Origin of the sequence: Dysgonomonas sp. HGC4 (assembly GCF_001261715.1) — a bacterium.
In the GTDB taxonomy this organism is placed as follows: domain Bacteria; phylum Bacteroidota; class Bacteroidia; order Bacteroidales; family Dysgonomonadaceae; genus Dysgonomonas_A.
In genome coordinates this window covers 25,744-46,598 of record NZ_CVRU01000187.1, presented here as the reverse complement: position 1 = coordinate 46,598, position 20,855 = coordinate 25,744, and the positions used below count along the sequence as shown (strand labels likewise).

Below are 20,855 nucleotides of genomic sequence, written 5' to 3'. Positions count from 1 at the left end.
ATAAAAAACAGGCTGCTTTCATTTAGGAAAGCAGCCTGTTTTAATTATTGAATTTAGAGATTATTCTTTATCCGTTAACTTTCTTCATTGTAGCAATAGAATCGAGTACCTTACAAGAAAATCCCCACTCATTATCATACCATGCAACTACTTTTACAAAGGTTGGGCTTAACTGTATTCCTGCTTTTTCGTCAAAAATAGCAATGTTAGAGTTGCCTATCATATCTGACGATACTACATCCTCATCAGTATACGCGAGATAACCTTTTAATGAACCTTCGGAAGCTTTTTTCATAACCTTACATATTTCTTCATAGGTTGTTTCTTTAGCTAATCGAGCAGTTAAATCTACAACAGAGACATCAAGAGTAGGAACTCGGAAAGACATACCTGTTACTTTTCCATTTAATTCGGGAATTACTTTTCCTACTGCCTTTGCAGCACCCGTTGTAGAAGGAATAATATTGCCCGAAGCAGCTCTTCCACCTCTCCAATCTTTCATTGATGGGCCATCTACTGTCTTTTGAGTAGCTGTTGTAGAATGCACAGTGGTCATTAATGCTTCAGCTATGCCAAAGTTATCATTCAATACCTTTGCAATCAATGCCAAGCAGTTTGTTGTGCATGATGCATTCGATATAATTTGTGTTCCTTTTGTATATTTATCATCATTCACACCTGGAACAAACATCGGGGTATCGTCTTTAGAGGGACCGGATAGAACCACGTATTTAGCTCCTGCGGTAATATGTGCTTGTGCTTTCTCTTTTGTTAAGAATAATCCTGTTGATTCTACTATATATTCGGCTTCTACCTCATTCCATTTCAAATTAGCTGGATCTTTCTCCGCTGTAATGCGAATTGTATTGCCATTTACAATAAGCTTTCCGTCTTTTGTTTCAATGGTTCCGTCAAATTGTCCATGAATAGTGTCGTATTTGAGCATATAAGCAATGTACTCAACATCTAGTAAGTCATTTATTCCAACTATTTGTATATCGCTTCTGCTTTGTGCGGCTCTAAAAACTAAACGTCCAATACGTCCAAAACCATTAATACCTACTTTAATTGCTTTCATAATGAATTGGTTTTAAGTGATAAAATATTTTTGATATCTTTTGTATTACAAAGGTACATTATAATACTGTTGTCTGAAATGACAAAAAATGCACAATTCCTGCCATTTCGGGCTTGTTCTGATAAATAATATCTACTTTTAAATATCAAAATAAAGAAAGTATGAGTAAGCAATTAAAAATAAGACATGTAGTGTTGCTCGTTCCTCCCAATTCTACATTGCTCACTACAGCAGGTCCTTTGGATGTATTCTCTAAAGCTATTGAACAGTTTGATCTCGTCCGAAATAAAGTGGATTTCATTTATAAGACGCATGTTGTATCTATGGAGACGGAAAAATTAATTACTACATCCTCCGGATTATCTATATTGACCGAGGGTTGCTATACTGAAATAGACTATCCTATAGATACCTTAATAATTACAGGATTAGCCCGACACCTTGACCCGAATCTTAAAAATAAGATGGTGGAATGGTTGAAGGAACAAGAAAAAGTTATTCGTCGGATATGTTCGGTATGTTCAGGTGCCTTTATCTTGGCAGAAGCAGGATTTCTTGATGGAAAAAAAGCTACTGCTCACTGGTCTAAAAACGAAGAATTTGCACAAATGTATCCTTCAGTAGATGTTCAGATAGCACGCATCTTTATAAAAGATGGCAATATATACACAGCTGCGGGGATTACTTCGGGTATGGATTTAGCTTTGGCTTTGATAGAAGAAGATTTTGGACAGTCCTTTGCTTTGAATGTTGCTCGATGGATGGTTTTTTATTTGAGTCGTCCCGGAAATCAGTCGCAGTTTAGTACATATTTAGATTGTAAAAGTATAGGAAATCCAACTATAAGAAAAGTGTGTGAATGGATACTCGGACATCTCAAAGAAGATCTTACTGTAGAAAAGCTTGCTGAACATGTTGCGATGAGTCCTCGTAATTTTGCACGGGTTTTTGTTCGCGAATTGAGGGTTACCCCTGCAAAGTATATAAATAAGTTGAGGCTTGATAATGCTTGTCAGCATCTGATAGAGACGGAATTTTCGTTAGATGAAATAGCTTTTTATTGTGGATTAAAAACGGCTGAAAATCTGCGTCGCCAGTTTATAAGTCTCTTAGAGGTTTCACCAGCTCAATATCGGAAGAGTTTTCAATCCTCTTTTATGAGTGCCTCATGATAGGAGAGGGTATTATTATTTTATGATAAAGTATTTACGATGGATCAGTTTATCTAATCACCTTACTTAATATTTCAATACCCTTTTCTAACTGACTCTCTGATAGTGATGCATAACCTAAACGGATTCCATCTATTTTATTATCGAAAGAATAATTTGTCCAAGGAATTATACTGACACCTCTAAGCTTGAGGGCTTGATTAAGTTTATTTATGTCCTGCTTGTTTCTCAGTTTCAACCAAAATGCTAAACCTCCCTCTGGTTCTTTATAGGTAACTTTATCGGAGAGGTATTTGCTAATTAAAGAAATAAAGTAGTTACGTTTATGCAAGTAATATTTAGATGCTTTTCGAATATGCTTTTTGATAACACCCGACTCTATTAGTTCTAAAATAGCCTGTTCCATAATGTTGTCACCTTGCAAATCGATTATGCGCCTGAGGTTGCCTACTTTTTGTATAATATCATTATTCGCAACAAGATATCCTACCCTTAGGCTTTCAGATATCATTTTACTAAAGGTTCCTATATATATTGTATCATTAGCACCGTCTAAAGAGGATAGGGGTGCTATGGGACGAAGACCGAAATGAAAATCGCAGTCGTAATCATCTTCTATAATTGTGAAGCCGTATAAGTTAGATAGCTCTATCAATCGCAGACGCCTATCTAAACTCATAATAACAGTAGTCGGATATTGATGATGAGGAGTTATATATACAGCTTTTATTTGTTGAGTAGATGCAGTTCTCTCAATTTCTTCTACATCAATCCCTTTCTCATCTACCGAAATTGGAATAAGCTCTGCTCCTGCATGTCGAAAAGTTTCCCATGCAGGTCCATAACCCGGATTCTCGACCAGAATTAAATCACCTTTATTCAATAAAGCATGTGCTATCAAGAACAACGCCATTTGACTACCTCGGGTAATGCATATCTCCGAATAGTCAGTATGCATTCCTCTTGTTTGATTCAGCATTCTAGAGACAGACTCTCTAAAACGAAGTGCTCCAAACTCGCTTCTGTTGAGCATTGGATTTATTCGAGCCTTGCGGTTGAATATCTGTCTATAAGCACTAGCTAATTCGCGCATAGGAGCTATCTGTGTATCGGGTAGTCCACTGTCGAATATTATGACCGATTCTTTCTCTTGATTTTGTAAAATCGATTTTTGTATATCTTTTTTGTATCTAGACCTCTCTTTCGCTGGGAGATTGGCAGAGACAAACAAGCCTTTGCGTTCTTCGCTATATAGCCATCCTTCCGAAATCAAGATGTCTAAAGCTTTGATTACTGTGTTTCGGTTTATTCCTAAATCTAATGCGAGTAACCTGCTGCTAGGTAAGGTATCTCCCGATTTAAGTGTTCCATTTTTTATCAGATCAATAATATAATCTGTAATTTGCAGGTAAATTGCTTTCTTCGAATCTCTTTCGAATTGTATTTGAAAAGTCCAAGGTCGAAGCATCTGGTATATCTTATTTAATTACAAGTGGTATACAAATATAGACCATCTTGTATGTATTTTTGTAGAAAAAGAATAATTATGAATACTATAGTAGAAAATCTAGCATATATGCATAGCCGTATAAAAGCCGTATGTAAGTCTTCAGGCAGAGACGAAAGTGATGTAAGGTTGTTACTAGCCACTAAAACCGTTACTCCAGATAAAATAAAGATTGCTTTGGACTGTGGAGAATCGTTAATCGGCGAAAATAAAATTCAGGAGCTCCGAGATAAAGATCCTGAGCTAAGAGACTGTTCCGTAGAACGCCATTTTATAGGTCATCTACAAACCAATAAAATAAAAGATGTTCTGAAATATGCTTCCTGCATTCAATCTGTTGATAGACTCGATTTAGCTCAAAAGCTTGATCAACGTCTACAATATGAAGGTCGATCGATGGATATTCTGATACAAGTAAACACTTCTTTTGAAGATAGTAAATTTGGTGTTGCACCTGATGAGGCAATAGCTTTAATTAAAAATATAGCTCAATATAACACACTAAATATAAAAGGCTTGATGACTATCGGCATTCTAAGTTCTGATAATGAATCTGTAAGAAAATGCTTTCGCTTACTAAAAGCAATACAGCAACAAACGATCTCTCAAAACATCGATAGAGTTGATATGGGTGTATTATCGATGGGTATGAGTGGCGATTTTGAAGCTGCTATAGAAGAAGGTTCTACAATGCTTCGTGTAGGAACATCCGTTTTTGGATCGCGTATATATCCCGATAGCTTTTATTGGAATGAACAGATAGGTAAATAATATTGAACCTATTCGCATTAAAAGAAGGCGATAAGATGTCTTCCTACCGCTTTCTTTTCTTTATAATTACTTCCACCAATTGTAGTAATTGTGCTCGCTATCTAATTCAAAACCACATTTAGGATATAAGCTGTTACCTATTTTGTTTGTCTTTTGAGTTTCCAGCAATAGTCCACAAGCATCAGTTTCGATGCAATACTGTTTGCATTGGTCGATGAGATTTATTGCGAGACCCGATCCTCGATAAGCAGGGTCAACGAATAAATCACTCAAAAGCCATTGACGCTTCAACGTTTTGTAGTGATATAAGGAATATAACTGAGCGAAGCCTACATATTTATTATCCTTCTTTATCAAGAAGGTAACTGTTTCTTTGTTCGTAATACGTTCTTTTAGAAAAGATTTACCTCTTTCTAAATCGGATGGTTGTTCGTAGAATACACGATAACTGTCGAATAATTCTGCAAACACATTTAAGTGTTCTAATGTTGCGATTTCAATTTGTTTCATAAGTAATATAACTGGTTTAGTGAATTGAATGACAAAATTAGAGTAACCTCTTGTAAGTTTGGTATACCAAAAAATAAATATATAGCTAGTCCAGTTGCAGGTCGAATTAGTTTATTTATTAAATATTGTATGTCCCCATTTAGTCTTTTTATAGGATTCATTTAGATATGGGAAATCTGCTTGAGGTATATATGTAGTTAAACCAGAATGTTTCTTGATTGGAAAGCCCTGATATTCGAGCATAAAATTAGGTGTAGCCTGTTTCCATATAACACATTCTTCTATAAGGTGCTTGAGCTCTTCTTTCTGTTCCTTAGTATTTAATAATTGAGAGTAATAATCTTCAAAGTCGAAAAAAAGATGATACTTATAGCGATCAAAATGTTGAATTGTGGTAAGATCTATTGTTTTCTGAAAATCACAATTGAGTTTTATCCATTCAGCTAAACTATTCAATTTATTGGTGTTAATGATCGAGAAAGTAGCCGATCTATCAGAGTTCGATTGATTGTTAAAGTATGTAAATGCTTTATCTGCAAATTTGGACAGATTAGCTGGCGATTCGAACAAATAATTAATATTTTCGGAATAAGTGTTTGTAAACCCAGGCGATAATATTTCAGCAGAAGAAGCAAGTATATAATCTGTTTTATCACGTAGTTCGTAGGCAACTTCTATTCCTGACATAAAGCATGCTTCGAAAATGATATAATCAAAACTGTAATCGGGTAAAGCTGTCGCAAAATCTATTAGATCCATTTCGTCTTGTTGATCAGATACTATTGATCGGGGTCGTAATAATGTCTTGTAAGGTAACCAGCCCGAGGCATGAGAAAATAATATGAGACCATATGAAGTTGTTGGATATAATTCTTTTACCTCTTTCAGAATGTTAGAAAAAACAATTGCGCTGGCAGAATTCTCTTCGGGATATACTCTTATGCTTTTCTCTACGTTCAGAGTATTTTCTTTAACTATCTCAATTAATCTGGGCGTATCGTCAGAAGGATCACTATAGATAACCAACCTATTGGTTTCATTAGGTTGGTATGCTTTTTTCAATGCTTCAATCTTCTGATATGTTTCTTCTGATAAACTATTATCACCTCCCATATATACAAGAAGAACATGACTAATATTCTTGATAGGCTCTGTTGCTGCATCTTTTTCACAGCTTAGCATTACCAAGCCTAAAAGTATTATAAAACTTATTTTTATGTTCAACTTTATCCTCATATTTGTTATAATGATGTTTCAGAGACACATCGAACTGGGATTGCAACATTATAATTGAGATTATAATTGGTTTCAAGAGTTGCAGGTCCAAAAACGAGACCAGAGGAATAACCCACAGTAGCTGAAGCGAGAGCACCCCAATAGAATCCGGCAGCTCCTACTAAATTAATAGAGGTATCTATGCGGTATCCGGCTCCAGGGTAGAAACCTCCAATAGAAGCGTTAGATCTTCCTCCTGTGGCATTCGGATCGGTCCATGTACCACTTACGGGGAAGTTTGAAAGTAGGAGTGATGCCCAAGCTAAAACTTTCGGTACTCGCCATCCTACAGGACAAGGATCATATACTGTTTTTGCCCCTAATAAAGTGTTCCATGAGTTACCAGCCGCTGATCCTGTCCATCCCGATGTCATCATATTTAATGGGTTCTGTATTGCAGAAGCTAGGGTATTGGTAGTTGTAGTCGAAACAGAAAGAGGGGTTATTCCACTTGCTCCATATACATTTCCTAAGGTTGAAGGCATAGGGTTGCTACGTCCAAACTGATATACTAATCCTACTGTTTTTTCCCATTCACTTCTAAGAGTTGTTTGTGTACCGCTCAAAGCTCCCATATTTCGATTTAAAAAGGTGCCTATTGCAATACCTGTAGGTGTTGTGTAATTGGTAACCCAGATATGCCAGGTCCATTTTATTTTAGTGGCATCTGTTCCTACTTCTGCGCTAATAAGAGCATTACCTTCAACAGTTCCTGGTACCGCAATTATTTTGCCTGAATTACCTGTGCCTACCCGAAGAATTCGATGGATTGGAGAGTTTAGACTAAGACCGTTTATATTGTCGGTCCAGATTAAGTTACCGGTAAAGGCATCGCTTGCTCCTATGCGTGTTGTTAGGTCGGCATTGGCACGACTAACCGGTAGCATTACTCCCAGACTATGTGGGGCGACAATATAAGAATTAGACTCACTAGCAACGGAAAGAGGATAACTATCCGTCCCTTGAACTACATAAATGGTTTTCACGATTAAGCCAGCTGTGATAGTTATGGTTGCCGAACGGCTTAATCCTGTCGTATTTTCTGAAGCTGTATATAGAAGAACTGATTTTTCGATTGCTGAGGATGCTGATGATAAGGTCAACCAACTATCTGAGCTAACTGCTGTCCATCGTGGAGTTGCTCCTGTGTAGCTAGTACTCACAGTTATACCTGAGTAGGTTTGCTCTTTAGATAATGTAATGTTGCTTTCGCTTACACCAAGTGCATATTGCCCATTGAAGCTTATATCTGATAACCCTCCATCGTTCCAAGCAGATATATTGGCTGTTATATTTACAGGTCCTGCATTGAAGGCACTTGTAGCACTGGTAAAGCCGGGGCCACTTATGTTAGTTATATTAACTTTGTAACTATAATTACGTAGTAAATCGAGATAGGTTGTAACATTGCTTACAGTATTTGAGAAATCAATACGATAATAGTATGTTGTGTTATCTGGAATGTAAACACCTCCTATTACCAAGCAGGTGTTTTGTGACGAATTTGCAGAAGTGCCTTTAATTGCTTCAAAAGTATATATTTCACTTATAGATGAGACATTGACAGTCGTAATTTCGGCATTTTCATACACTAATGGGCCTAAAGTCTTAGTAGCATCAATTGGCACATTGGGTAATAATGCTTTATTATTGGTATCGTCCCAGGTTCCGACTCCTGTTGGTATCAAGGAGCCTTTGCTGTTATAGTTGTAAAGGCTAACACTTTTTAATTGAAAGTTGGCTTTAGCAACACCAGTTGATAGAGCTACGTCTACTTTAGCTAGCATACGTATCATTTTAATATCGTTAATTGTAGTACTCTCATTAATAGTGAGATTTCCGGTCTTTCCCCACATCGGAATAGCTTTGTAGGTTGGTAAGGATGTATTGGTAATCCATTTACTGGCGTTATCCATCTTTAGACTACTCAATACGGTTGCTTTGGGTGTATTTAATGGAATACCTGTGGGATAGCTGCTGGTAATAATAGATCGGGCATTAGCCAATATTACAAGATCGGATGTGCCTTTTACTAGTTTAACCGTGAATTTTTTCTTATCCGATGCTCCATTGTTTGTAATCACATCACTATAAGCTATGTACTGATAAGCACCATTGGTGTCAAAAGCCAATATTTCGATAGTTTTTACTTCATTTTCGTTAGATTCATTCAAAGCATAGGTTTTTCCTCCTTCAACTTGTCCTGGCATTTGAAGCGTAAAGGTGACATTGGCATTACCTGTTGTATCTATTATTTCATTATCTTGCTCGTCAACTACACATGAACTGAAAAACAGCATCGGGATGAAGCTCAAAATAAAAATCGGGTAAATGTATAATCTATATATTTTCATTTTGCTACTTATATATTGATTGTTTCAAAATTTATTTGTCTTTCTGCGGATTATATTTAATCAAGAATGTTAGAGGTCAGGATCTACAGGGTTGTTGCCCCATGGAGCCAATGAAACGGTAATCTTTCCGTCTAAAAAAGTAACTTGCAGAGGAATATCGATCTGATGGTTATCATCGATAGATATACCATTGTCACGAGTGAATTTAATAAGGTCTACAGTCCATAATACTTTATTCGAGATAGTATTCTCCAGAATATCTACTGTTATTTTATCGTTCAGACTAAAGTACAATACATCGCATTTAATATGTATTATCTCTGCAGTATAGTCACTTATCGATGGATAATAACTTACGGGTGCTCCTTTTGGTTGCCTCTTAAAATCATAGAGAGGCAATAGGTTATTGATGCGTATAGCGGGATCATTAGCTGCATAAGATTTCAGAGAAAGCATTTCTAATCCTTTTATATACACATTAAGTCTTATATGTGCAGGTTTAAAGTAAAGTGTGTCGGTAATATTATTTCCTGGTAATACAGAGAAATTGAGTGAACCATAATATAGCGAATCGTTATTGTTAATAGGAATATTGGTTCCATAGTTAGTATGATAAACTTCTCCATCTGACATAAGAGATCCCACGGTTAAGCCTTTTATACGGGTTTTGTCAAATGAATTGGCCCAGCATATAGCTGTATATTTTCCTGTATCTAGTGAGAGTGTGATACCTTGAGAATTATTCAAATCAGATTTTTCTAACTGCCTTACTTGTATGCATCTACCGCTACGGTCGAATATCCCTATATTGACACGGTTTATATATTCCCCAAAATTTATATAATTAAACCTTAAAGAGAAGTTTTCAGTTGGTGGGCAATCACTAGTATCCTCGTCAATACATCCACCAAATAATACTGCTATCAGAAATACAAACAGAGTTTTAAGCAGTTTCATTGTATCTATATTTAAAGATTTGTCTTTTGGCATATTTCGCAGTATTGAGACTATTAAGCCTCAAATACTGCTTGATATGTGCATTTTTGAATAACCGATTTTTTTGAATCTTTATCTATTACAGATCAGGTGTAACAGTTACATCAGTCCAAGGGTGTACTGTTACGGTAACATTTATATCTGCTTTTGCTGCAGTCTCGGGTTTCGCTGATAAGTTTTCGCCTGCTATATCTATTGATGCAATGCTATATACTTTACCCGGATCTAATGCGGTAAGAGCTGTGGCTCCATTTTTCAAACTTCGTACTGTAATATAGGCAGGAGAAGGTAGAACAACACCCGATACAGAAGTTACTGCGTTTTCTATTTTCAATATAATATGAGGAACGGAGCTCTGTACTGCTGCATCAATTGTAGTTCCCTTGTTAGCAAGAGGCGATACTACAAAATATCCCCATTTCTGACCGGCAGTTGTAGGAGCTTTTGTTGTTGTAGTACCTCCTAATTCTGTAGCTGGACCTACAGGTAAGTCACAGAATCTGGCAGGATACGAAGCAGTCCATTGTGTAGCATTTTGTCCATAATTTAAAATATCAACACCTGTAGGAAGAGTTGACCTATCCATTCCTAGCTTTGTATAAGTGTTATTAATATAAATTGCGGTAAGTTTAAATGCTGTTAAGGGATATTGTGCTCCATTTCCACTTGTTTTGGCTATAACCTGAGCAATTTCAATATGCGATACAGCTGGATATATATCCAAAGCAGCAGTATAGACTCCTGCTGTAACAGATATAAGACCTTCTCCTTGTAGATTTACGGCAGTTCTAGGATGAGTTTGTTTTGAAATTTCTATCATAGCCGCTTTTAGTGCCGCTTCGGTACCAGTTGTGGGTAGAGTAGGAGAGGCTAGAACTGTGGCATTACCTACAACTATAATTTTTGTTGCAGCTCCGGGAACATTAGTAAACGTTTGGCCCGAAATAGTAGTAATAGAACCCACGGTTGCAGTTCTTGTGTCTAAGATATTTGTGCCATCAGTAAAGAATAGCTTCAAATCAGTTAGATCAGGAGTAACACCTACTGCAGTTGCTCCTTCCGAGTAAGTTGTTGTTTCTCCTATCTTAACTTTTACAGTTACACTTTTAGGATTGATCGACTCATTGGGAGAGGCCTCATTGTCATTATTACAGCTTATAAAGCCTGTAATCAATATGACGATAATCATTAAAAAGTTGAAATTTTTTTTCATTGTAATTTAAAATTAGATGTTCATAAATATGGATCTTATAGAAAATATTCTCTCTTTATTTTAATAAATAGATAATAGAAATTCCTGCTTTTGTAACCCCAAAATAGTGGCTGTGACTACTTTCTATAAGGTCGCCACACGTTTGGCAACTATAGCGTTTATAGTCCATGTACACATATCCTAAGCCAATAGAAGTTTCGAGATTCCATTGTTTTGCTAAGTTCCATTGATAGCCGTAAGCTAGCCCTGCACCATATAGATTACCTTGGTAACGATTGTTTCGTAAAGAGGGAAAAATACCAAATGGCAATTTTACACCACCCACATTGTAATGGGCATATAGAGTGTGAAATCCGAAAAAATGTTCGCTGTAAGGCGAGCTCAACCAATAACGCAATTCAGGTTGAATCAATATATGTTTAAACTTTTTATTATTAGAGAAAGACCAAGGGTTATAATTGATCGAAAGGTCTAGGGTATATTGAGGGGAAACTTTAAATTCGCCACCCAAATTGATGCTGGTAGTTGCGAGATAGAGCAGATTTGATTTTATCGCAAAAGAAGGAGTGGCGTATTGTTTATCGCTTATAGAAATTTCTTGTGCTTGTAAAGTTTGATTTATCATTAAAAAGCACAGAACCCAGATTATACCTAATCGTTTAGCCATGATGCATTAAGTTTTGTAATACCTTTATTAATCTATTAAGAGTTCCTTTCTCTTAGAGATATACCCATAACGTGCTTGTCAGACCATTTAATTCTGATCTATTTATACTTTTGTGTATCTTGAAAATTTGTTGGATTTGAGTGAGGATATAGATAACCCTTTTTTATTCTATATCAGATAACATATTTTAGAATATGACAGAACTTTGTGCTATATCTAATTTGTTCAACTACTTTAGTTTCTGTAACCTTTTATAAAACTAATTTTACTACCTTCTTCTTGAACATTGGCAAATTTATTCTAAAAACACTCCTCTTCTGTTATAGATTTTTGTATTTTCTTACTATATTTTTACCTTAATTCATTTCAAAGATTCTTTTCTGATAGTTCCTGGGGAAGAACCTAATTTGTTTTTGCAGAAATCATTAAAGTGGGCAGGAGAATTAAAGCCATATTCTTCACTTATTTCCTTAAACGATTTTTTACTTTCGCTTATTTCGTATAAAATAATTTTAGATCGTTTTTGGAGTATCCATTGATAAGCAGGCATGCCAAAAACTTTTTTAAAGTGCTTGTGGAATCCGGATGAGCTATAATTCATAAGAAAAGCCAAGTCTTGAGCCGTTTTTGCTTTTGCATAGTTCTTATAAACCAAGTCTCTAAAAGATATATCTGTTGATAAATGAAGATAGAAGAAGTCGAGAAGTTTCTCTTTAGAATAGAAAGCTTGAAAGATGAAAAATAATTCTTTGATCTTAAGTTCCAATAAATGGGCACATTGTATCCCTTTCGTCAAATATGACTGCAAGTTATTTAAATACATCCACAGCATTTCATTAATATCTAAATAAGAAAGATTATATGTATACTCACTACTTTTTGTAGAGAGAAGGGATTCCAGAGCAAAGCTTCTATCAAAATGAATACTCTCAGGAATCTTTATAGTAATTAGTGTGCAGTTTTGTTTTGTTACAGCCGAAAATTTATAACTAGTAGGAATCATTAGGGCTTTCCCTTCACCAATTAATTGATTTTTATATTCATTGAAGGAGAACAATAACTCTCCATTCATTACAAAAATCATTGTACTGTATTTATCTGAAAGAGTCCATGTACTATTCTCTATCAGCTCTATATATTCTATAATAAGATCATCACCTGCTCCATTGTTGAGGAGGAAAGATCCTTTTTCTAAATGTAAAGTTCTCATACCGTGTTAACTGATTCTGTATTTCTGCTTTTGCAAACATGTAAATTTCAGACCTAACAGATCTGTCAATTCTGATCGAACTGATTTTCTTTATTTATTATGTGTTTTGTATGAGGATTTAAGCGAAGGTATTACTCAATAAGGGTAGTGGCGATGCCTATTCTGCAAACTCCCTAATACCACTGCTTTGTTATAACAGAGTGTTAGACTCTATTGTTCTAGTACATATGTTTTTTATAAGATAGATATTATTGAAGAAGGAGAGATTCGCTGATACTATATAGAGTTCAAGCATAGCATTATGCCGAGAAATTGGGTAAGAGATTAAAGAATAAAGTAGGTGTTTATTCTTTTAAAGTACTGTTATTATAAGATGGTACGATTAAACTATAACTTTAAACTGATGCATATTATCTTCAGAGTTATAATTGACTTCCCAACCATGAAATTTACAAATCTGATAAATTATGGATAAGCTCAGTCCATTCCCTTTTTTGTTCGGAAATACGGCTGAATCATTTTAAAGAAATATCACTGAATGATCAAATTGTTGCAGAATATATCTCAAAGCCTCAAAACCCAATAGAATAGCCTTAGTAGAGAGAAAATAGCACAATTATGTCAAAGGATAGCACATACTATTCAGAATACGTGTGACAGTGTTTTTTAGTTTATTTTTTTTATATGTTTGATTGACCAAAGAAATCGAACCTGAAAAATAAACCTGAAATCATGAGAATATCTAAGAGCACAATTTTTATTCTATTGAGTCTGCTCATAATTCCTTTTAATAAGAATTCTGCAACCCCAAAAGATGAAATCACTAGTAACTTAAAGCAACCTATTGCTTTAGCTGACCCATTTATAATATTACATGAGAATACCTACTATGCTTATGGAACTAATGATAAGGATGGTATTGCTGTATATATATCAAATGATCTTATTAACTGGGAAAAAGAATCCAGATTGGCTCTACACAAAGATGATTCGTGGGGAGACAAATGGTTTTGGGCACCCGAAGTGTATTATATTCCACAAAAGAAAAAATTCTATATGTATTACTCAGTTGATGAGCATATAAGTGTTGCTATTTCCGACTCACCAACAGGACCTTTTCGTCAATACTTAAAAAAGCCGATCATAGAAGATGAAAAGTGCATCGATAATTCACTTTTCATAGATGACGATGGCAAAGCGTACCTCTCATTTGTTCGTTTTACGGACGGAAATAATATTTGGGTTGCCGAAATGGAATCAGATCTGAAAACGATAAGAAAAGAAACAATGAAGCCCTGTATTCATGTAACAGAAGAATGGGAAAAGGATTTGGGACGTGTAACCGAAGGCTCTTTTATAGTTAAGCATAAAGGTATTTATTATATGATTTATTCTGCGAATGACTTCAATAGTCAAAATTACGGAGTAGGTTATGCAACTGCTACTTCGCCAATGAGACCGTGGGTGAAATACGATAAAAACCCCATCTTTCAGAAACCTGATGATCTTGTAGGTGTTGGACACAGTGCAATATTTAGAGATAAAGAGGGCAAACTGCGAATGGTATTTCATGCTCACCACGATAAAGAAAATGTGCATCCTCGATTAATGTATATAGCAGATGTTACTTTTTCTGAAGATGAAACCCCAGTAATGAAAATTGGGGGTAATATTATAGCACCTCAGCAAACAAATATCAAATAGAACAACTAAATGGTAGTTCGGGTATACCTATTTGTCTGTCCGAAATGGGATAATCTCTATACCAAAATTATAAATAGGTCTGAGACCTCAATAAAAGAAGATATACACACATGAAAAAGAAACTCTTGCTAATTGCGCTATTTATCTCCTCTATCGGATTGATTGATGCAGCTGATATGGCTGATAATTTGGTACGACAAATAACATTAAAGTCTCCCGGAAACCCGGCAATAGCTTATCCATTGCAAATTCAAAATGGAATGTTGACATCAACAGAAAAGATACCAGTTGAGATAAAAGAACAAGCTGTCGAAAATGACTCTGTATTGAAGCTGATAATTACGATCAAAGCTCACGATTTAGTGTATTATAATTTTGAAGAAAGCTATAATACAACGATGAATCATGATGATTGTCAATTCTATATGCCCGGATTTTGGTATAGACGCAACTTAAGATCACCCAAGGAAGCACCATCGTTTTATACAAGCGATAGCTGGCAGGTGAGAGAAGATCGTTTGAGTACACCTCTTACGGGGATATTCAACGAAAAAACGGGAGCTTATTATACAGTATTGCGTTTAGATGATTTTAAGAACGAAAGTTTAGCCTGCCACAGTCAAGGGGAAGTTATCCTATCAGGAAAAACCTCTTTAGGATTTACAGGGTTTCGTAATCAAGACGGAAAATCGTCTCTTGTTTTTGGATTTCCGTATAGTGAAGCACCTAAAACATATATTCGTAAACTGACTTTAGCTCCAGCTGTGCAGGCATTCGATAAATTAGAAAAAGGAGAAACCCGTCAATTAGTATGGGAGATCAAAAAAAGTAAAGCATCCGATTTTTCTACATTTGTAGCTTCCGTTTGGGATTATTCATTTGATACATTAAAACCTCAGGAAGTAAAAGATCACTTATCGACAGTGGAAGCAAAAGAAATACTTTCGAACTTTTTCCATGAAAGTTATGTTGATAAATATGATCTGAAATATTTCTCAGGAGTACACATGCGTACCGACGATTGTAAAAATACAGGTTCGGTAGAAGTTGGTTTTGTTGGTCGTGTTTTATTGAATGCGTTTAATGCTCTAGAGTATGGTGAAGCAAATAACAGACCCGATTTAGTAGAAAAAGCAAATTCGATATTCGATAGTTATTTACAGTATGGGTTTACCCCTTCCGGCTTTTTTAGAGAGTTTGTTGATTATGATCATAATGATGAAACTAAAATATACAGTATCCGCCGTCAATCCGAAGGAGCCTTTGCAATACTGAATTATCTTGAATACGAAAAAAGAAAAGGTCGCAAGCATGCAGAATGGGAGGCTAAAATAAAAACTCTTCTGAATAATTTTCTCAAATTACAAGAAGTAAATGGTAGTTTTCCTCGTAAATTCGAAGACAATTTCAAAATAGTAGACGAATCGGGAGGTAGTACACCCTCGGCAACTCTACCATTAACAATGGCTTATACCTATTTTAATAATAAGTTGTATTTAGAAAGTGCCAGAAAAACAGCTCTTTATCTTGAGAAAGAACTTGTCTCTAAAGCCGATTATTTTTCATCAACCCTAGATGCCAACTGCGAAGATAAAGAAGCTTCTTTATATGCTTCTACTGCTATGTATTATCTGGCAATGGTGTCCAAAGGAAAAGAGCAGCAACATTATATTGACCTAAGCAAGCAAGCTGCTTATTTCAGCCTTTCGTGGTATTATATGTGGGATGTGCCTTTTGCACAAGGTCAAATGTTGGGCGATGTAAACTTTAAATCGAGAGGTTGGGGGAATGTTTCAGTCGAAAATAACCACATTGATGTATTTATCTTTGAATTTGCAACCGTTCTTGATTGGTTGGCTAAAGAACGTAACGAACCTCGTTTTTCTGAATTTTCGTCTATCATCAAAAGTTCTATGCTTCAATTGATGCCCGTTAAAGGACATATGTTCGATATAGCTAAAGTTGGTTATTATCCTGAAGTTGTACAGCATACAAATTGGGATTATGGTAAAAACGGAAAAGGCTTCTACAATGATATTTTTGCTCCGGGCTGGACAGTTGCATCGCTATGGCAAATGCTAAGCCCTGATCGAGTGGAAAATTACTTTAATTACAAGAAGAAATAAGGTTTAAGATCGCAAAGCTATCTATTACACTTGGTAAGAGTGAGTATTAGAGGTGATTATATTTATAGAATATATTATTAAATACGTTCAATTCCTTAATATTATGAGAAAAACTCTTTTATATCTGTTTACATTGGTTTGTTTGGCGGCGTGTTCATCGAACAATAATGATTCGCCTCCTGCACCCGAAATAACTACATATTCGAATCCAGTGATTGCAAGGAGTTTGCCCGATCCTACAATAATTAAAGCTGCCGATGGTTATTTCTACCTCTATGCAACAGAAGATGTACGTAATATGCCAATTTATAAATCGAAGGATCTAATTGCGTGGAGTTTTGTAGGAACAGTTTTCACTGACAGTAGCCGTCCCGATTTTGAACCTAAAGGAGGACTTTGGGCTCCCGATATTAATTACATAGATGGTAAGTATGTCCTTTATTATTCGATGTCAGTTTGGGGAGGCGAAGAAACCTGTGGAATTGGAGTGGCAGTTGCCGATAGTCCCGCAGGACATTTTACCGATAAGGGAAAGCTTTTTAGAAGTAATGAAATAGGGGTGACAAATTCAATCGACCCTTTTTATATCGAAGATAGCGGAAAGAAATACCTGTTTTGGGGTAGTTTCAGAGGTATCTATGGTATAGAATTAAGCAATGATGGGCTTACTGTAAAAGAAGGTGCTGAAAAGAAATACATTGCAGGAACGGCCTTTGAAGGTACTTATATATATAAAAAGGGTAATTACTATTATCTGTTTGCATCCATCGGTACTTGTTGCGAAGGCGTTAACAGCACTTATAAATTGGTTGTTGGACGATCGGAATCACTTATGGGACCTTATGTAGATAAGGATGGAAAGAGTATGGTCGATAACGGATATAATATAGTAATCAATAGTAACAGCCGCTTTGTAGGAAACGGTCACTGTTCCGAAATAGTACAAGACGAGATTGGCAACGATTGGATATTTTATCATGGGGTGGATGTGAAAAATCCGCAGGGTAGGGTATTGTTGCTTGACCAAATAAAGTGGGATAATAATAACTGGCCTTATGTGGAAAACGGAAGTCCTTCATTATCTGCTCCGAAACCTATGTTTGAAATTCAACAATGAAAAATATGAAAACATTTATTTATCTAAGCTTATTAATATGTTTATTCTCATGTAATAAACACCCCAATAAAGAACTACCGCTATTGAACGAATCTGCATTCAAAACAGAGGTAGATGGCAAAGCTGTTGATCTATATACCTTAAAATCGGCAAGCGGATTAACTATGCAAGTTACCAATTTAGGTGCTAGAGTGGTTGCGCTTTGGGTTCCCGATAAAAATGGAAAATATGAAGACATTGTACTGGGCTATGATAGTATCGACAGATATATCAATAATAAAGGCGAGCGTTTTTTAGGACCGATTGTTGGTCGTTATGCAAATCGTATAGCTAAGGGGCAATTCGAATTGGATGGAACTACCTATCAGCTACCTATCAATAACAATGGTCAAACATTACATGGAGGTTTAAAAGGTCTTGACATGGTTGTTTGGAATGTTGATAAGGTGACTGACAACGAAATACATCTGTCGTATGTTTCGCCCGATGGTGAAGAAGGTTTTCCGGGAACTATGAAAATAGATTTGACTTATGCTCTTACTCCCGAAAATGAATTCAAAATTACCTACGCTGCCACTACGGATAAAGCGACGGTAATAAACTTGTCGCATCACGGACTTTTCAATCTGAAAGGAGAAGGAAACGGAGCTATTACAGATCATATCCTAACGATCAATGCAAGTAATACAACTCCCGTTGATAGTGTATTAATTCCATCAGGAGAAATAGCAAGTGTAGAGGGTACTCCTTTTGACTTTAGAAAACCGACTTCTATTGGCGAAAGAATAGATGTTGAGAATGAGCAATTGAAAAACGGTGCGGGTTACGATCATAATTGGGTTATAGACCGAAAAACAGATAAGGATGTAGAGCTAGTAGCTTCTATTTATGAGCCTGCAAGTGGAAGAAAGATGGAAGTGTGGACAGATCAACCCGGATTGCAATTTTATAGCGGTAACTTTTTTGATGGAAAAGTCGCGGGAAAAACTGACAAGCCGTTGAAATATAGAGAAGCCTTTGCTCTCGAAACGCAACATTTCCCTGATAGTCCTAATCATGCTAATTTCCCAACAACACGTTTAAATCCGGGAGAAACATATATCCAAACATGTATTTATAAATTCTCAGTACAAAAGTAACTGTGAAATAAATAGTGAGTAAAAAAGGACTTTATCATCTGTTGTATGGTTATATCAGCTTTAGGTTGTTATGCTTCGCAAAAGATTAAATAGGTCTGAATCCTTAACCAGAAATACGATAACCATGAAAAGAAACTTTTTATTATTCTCAATGATGATATCTTGCATCGGGTTGTTTGCACAGTGGAAACCGATGGGAGATAAAATAAAGACGAAGTGGGCGCAGACCATCGATGTAAATAATGTATTGCCTGAATACCCTCGTCCGATAATGGAACGTTCGGAATGGACAAACCTCAATGGATTGTGGGAGTATGCAATATTACCCAATGGACAGAATGAACCTCAAAAATACGATGGCAAAATACTTGTGCCATTTGCAGTCGAATCAAGCCTTTCGGGAGTTCAAAAAGAACTTGGAAAAGATAACGAACTGTGGTATAAACGTTCGTTTAACGTTCCTGCGAATTGGAAAAACAAAACCATCTTGTTACATTTTGGAGCAGTAGATTGGAAAACAGAAGTTTACCTCAATGACATTAAAATAGGTAGCCATACCGGTGGTTATACCCCTTTCTCGTTTGATATAACTCCTTTTCTTTCAGATGGAAATCAGAAATTAGTAGTGAAAGTATGGGATCCTACTACCGATAGTTTCCAGCCGGTAGGTAAACAAAATTCCAAACCCGAAGGTATCTGGTACACTCCCGTTTCGGGCATTTGGCAAACTGTTTGGTTAGAGCCGGTTAATGCACAACATATAGCTTCAATAAAGACGATTCCTAATATTGATACTAAGAAACTATCAATAGATGTGTCTACCCAAAAAACTACATCTGCCGATATTATAGAGGTTGTAGTAAAAGACGGTTCATCTATTGTAGCAAAAGCAAAAGGAGCAGTAGGTCAGCAATTGAATATTCCTATTACTGATATGAAATTATGGTCGCCCGAATCTCCTTTCTTATACAACCTCGAAGTTAACTTGTATAACAATGGTAAACTGGTAGATAAGGTAAATAGCTATGCGGCTATGCGTAAGATTTCGAGTAAAAGAGACGATCATGGAATTGTACGCATGCAGTTGAACAATAAAGACTATTTTCAATTTGGTCCTCTCGATCAAGGTTGGTGGCCCGACGGATTATATACCGCTCCCACAGATGAGGCTTTGGTATATGATATTCAAAAGACCAAAGACTTTGGGTTCAATATGATTCGTAAGCACGTGAAAGTAGAACCTGCTCGCTGGTACACACATTGCGACCGATTAGGAATACTCGTTTGGCAGGATATGCCTAATGGAGATAAGTCTCCACAATGGCAAAACCGTCAGTACTTTAATGGTAGTGAACTAATTCGTTCGGGCGAATCAGAAGCAAACTACTATAAAGAATGGAAAGACATTGTAGACTATCTTATTTCATATCCGTCTATCGTAACATGGGTTCCGTTTAATGAAGCTTGGGGACAATTCAAAACAGTTGAAACTGCCGAATGGACTAAAAAATACGATCCATCGCGTTTGGTAAATCCTGCAAGTGGAGGTAATCACTACCGCACAGGCGATATGCTTGATTTGCATAATTATCCGGGACCCGAACTTTATTTATACGATGCCGAAAGACCAACGGTGTTAGGTGAATATGGTGGTATTGGGCTTCCTCTCGAAGGTCACTTGTGGCAGCCCGACAAAAACTGGGGATATGTGCAATTCAAGAATTCGAAAGAAGTTACCGACGAATATGTAAAGTATGCCGAAGTACTGAAAAAATTGATAAAAGCAGGATTTTCTGCTGCTGTTTATACTCAGACTACGGATGTTGAAGGTGAAGTAAACGGACTGATGACCTATGACCGTGAGGTTATTAAATTAGACGAAGCTCGCACCCGAAAAGTTAACCAAGAAATATGTAATTCTTTAAACAAGTAAGTAGCTGAAAGTTGGTAATGTGGTATTTCAAAGTTGTAACAGTCCGAAGTTATTACAACTAGAATGAACAAATAACGTTCAGT

Annotated in this window: 16 protein-coding genes; 7 read left to right on the top strand and 9 right to left on the bottom strand. The window is 36.1% G+C overall.

All coding sequences use genetic code 11. The features are described from left to right. Nucleotides 1-67: 67 nt before the first annotated feature. A complete protein-coding gene (gene gap / locus HGC4_RS17510) occupies nucleotides 68-1,078 on the bottom strand; it encodes a type I glyceraldehyde-3-phosphate dehydrogenase (protein WP_050711430.1) in 1,011 nt (336 codons plus the stop codon). A 161-nt stretch (nucleotides 1,079-1,239) separates the two neighbouring features. On the opposite strand from gap, the gene HGC4_RS17505 reads away from it, so the two are divergent. Further along, on the top strand, nucleotides 1,240-2,250 hold the full coding sequence (locus tag HGC4_RS17505) for a GlxA family transcriptional regulator (protein WP_050711429.1): 1,011 nt from the start codon (nucleotides 1,240-1,242) through the stop codon (nucleotides 2,248-2,250). A gap of 49 nt (nucleotides 2,251-2,299) precedes the next feature. On the opposite strand, the gene HGC4_RS17500 is transcribed toward HGC4_RS17505, so the two are convergent. After that, complete coding sequence (locus tag HGC4_RS17500; protein WP_050711428.1) at nucleotides 2,300-3,718, bottom strand: MocR-like pyridoxine biosynthesis transcription factor PdxR; 1,419 nt, start codon at nucleotides 3,716-3,718, stop codon at nucleotides 2,300-2,302. 78 nt (nucleotides 3,719-3,796) lie between these two features. On the opposite strand from HGC4_RS17500, the gene HGC4_RS17495 reads away from it, so the two are divergent. Further along, a complete protein-coding gene (locus HGC4_RS17495; RefSeq protein ID WP_050711427.1) occupies nucleotides 3,797-4,528 on the top strand; it encodes a YggS family pyridoxal phosphate-dependent enzyme in 732 nt (243 codons plus the stop codon). 66 nt (nucleotides 4,529-4,594) lie between these two features. Here HGC4_RS17495 and HGC4_RS17490 read toward each other — a convergent pair whose 3' ends face one another. From HGC4_RS17490 to HGC4_RS17460, 7 genes are all read right to left on the bottom strand, one after another. Continuing rightward, nucleotides 4,595-5,038 carry a GNAT family N-acetyltransferase gene (locus HGC4_RS17490; RefSeq protein WP_050711426.1) on the bottom strand — a complete coding sequence of 148 codons (444 nt, stop codon included), beginning with the start codon at nucleotides 5,036-5,038 and terminating at the stop codon, nucleotides 4,595-4,597. A gap of 111 nt (nucleotides 5,039-5,149) precedes the next feature. After that, complete coding sequence (locus HGC4_RS17485; RefSeq protein WP_255349840.1) at nucleotides 5,150-6,220, bottom strand: clostripain-related cysteine peptidase; 1,071 nt, start codon at nucleotides 6,218-6,220, stop codon at nucleotides 5,150-5,152. Nucleotides 6,221-6,279: 59 nt separating this feature from the next. Continuing rightward, nucleotides 6,280-8,667, bottom strand: a complete 2,388-nt coding sequence (locus tag HGC4_RS17480; RefSeq protein ID WP_082204233.1) for a BACON domain-containing protein — start codon at nucleotides 8,665-8,667, stop codon at nucleotides 6,280-6,282. Between the two features lie 69 nt (nucleotides 8,668-8,736). Next, on the bottom strand, nucleotides 8,737-9,657 hold the full coding sequence (locus HGC4_RS17475) for a FimB/Mfa2 family fimbrial subunit (protein ID WP_050711424.1): 921 nt from the start codon (nucleotides 9,655-9,657) through the stop codon (nucleotides 8,737-8,739). Nucleotides 9,658-9,742: 85 nt separating this feature from the next. Then, nucleotides 9,743-10,876, bottom strand: a complete 1,134-nt coding sequence (locus HGC4_RS17470; protein WP_157258377.1) for a hypothetical protein — start codon at nucleotides 10,874-10,876, stop codon at nucleotides 9,743-9,745. A gap of 55 nt (nucleotides 10,877-10,931) precedes the next feature. Beyond that, on the bottom strand, nucleotides 10,932-11,543 hold the full coding sequence (locus HGC4_RS17465) for a DUF3575 domain-containing protein (RefSeq protein ID WP_050711422.1): 612 nt from the start codon (nucleotides 11,541-11,543) through the stop codon (nucleotides 10,932-10,934). Nucleotides 11,544-11,904: 361 nt separating this feature from the next. Further along, on the bottom strand, nucleotides 11,905-12,753 hold the full coding sequence (locus HGC4_RS17460) for a helix-turn-helix domain-containing protein (protein WP_050711421.1): 849 nt from the start codon (nucleotides 12,751-12,753) through the stop codon (nucleotides 11,905-11,907). A 738-nt stretch (nucleotides 12,754-13,491) separates the two neighbouring features. Between HGC4_RS17460 and HGC4_RS17455 the strand changes: the two genes are divergently transcribed. The 5 genes from HGC4_RS17455 to HGC4_RS17435 all read left to right on the top strand — a co-directional run bounded on the left by HGC4_RS17455 (nucleotide 13,492) and on the right by HGC4_RS17435 (nucleotide 20,772). Beyond that, nucleotides 13,492-14,457 carry a glycoside hydrolase family 43 protein gene (locus tag HGC4_RS17455; protein WP_373419319.1) on the top strand — a complete coding sequence of 322 codons (966 nt, stop codon included), beginning with the start codon at nucleotides 13,492-13,494 and terminating at the stop codon, nucleotides 14,455-14,457. Nucleotides 14,458-14,567: 110 nt separating this feature from the next. Continuing rightward, the gene (locus HGC4_RS17450; protein ID WP_050711419.1) at nucleotides 14,568-16,583 is read left to right on the top strand and encodes a hypothetical protein; all 2,016 of its coding nucleotides are present in this window, start codon (nucleotides 14,568-14,570) and stop codon (nucleotides 16,581-16,583) included. 103 nt (nucleotides 16,584-16,686) lie between these two features. Then, nucleotides 16,687-17,700: a family 43 glycosylhydrolase gene (locus HGC4_RS17445; RefSeq protein ID WP_050711418.1), complete on the top strand. Its 1,014-nt coding sequence runs from the start codon at nucleotides 16,687-16,689 to the stop codon at nucleotides 17,698-17,700. Nucleotides 17,701-17,705: 5 nt separating this feature from the next. Then, entirely contained in the window at nucleotides 17,706-18,839 is a 1,134-nt protein-coding gene (locus tag HGC4_RS17440; protein WP_050711433.1) for an aldose epimerase family protein, read from the top strand. Nucleotides 18,840-18,963: 124 nt separating this feature from the next. Beyond that, nucleotides 18,964-20,772 (top strand): glycoside hydrolase family 2 protein, encoded by a 1,809-nt coding sequence (locus HGC4_RS17435; RefSeq protein WP_050711417.1) that lies wholly within the window; start codon nucleotides 18,964-18,966, stop codon nucleotides 20,770-20,772. The last annotated feature ends 83 nt before the right edge of the window (nucleotides 20,773-20,855 follow it).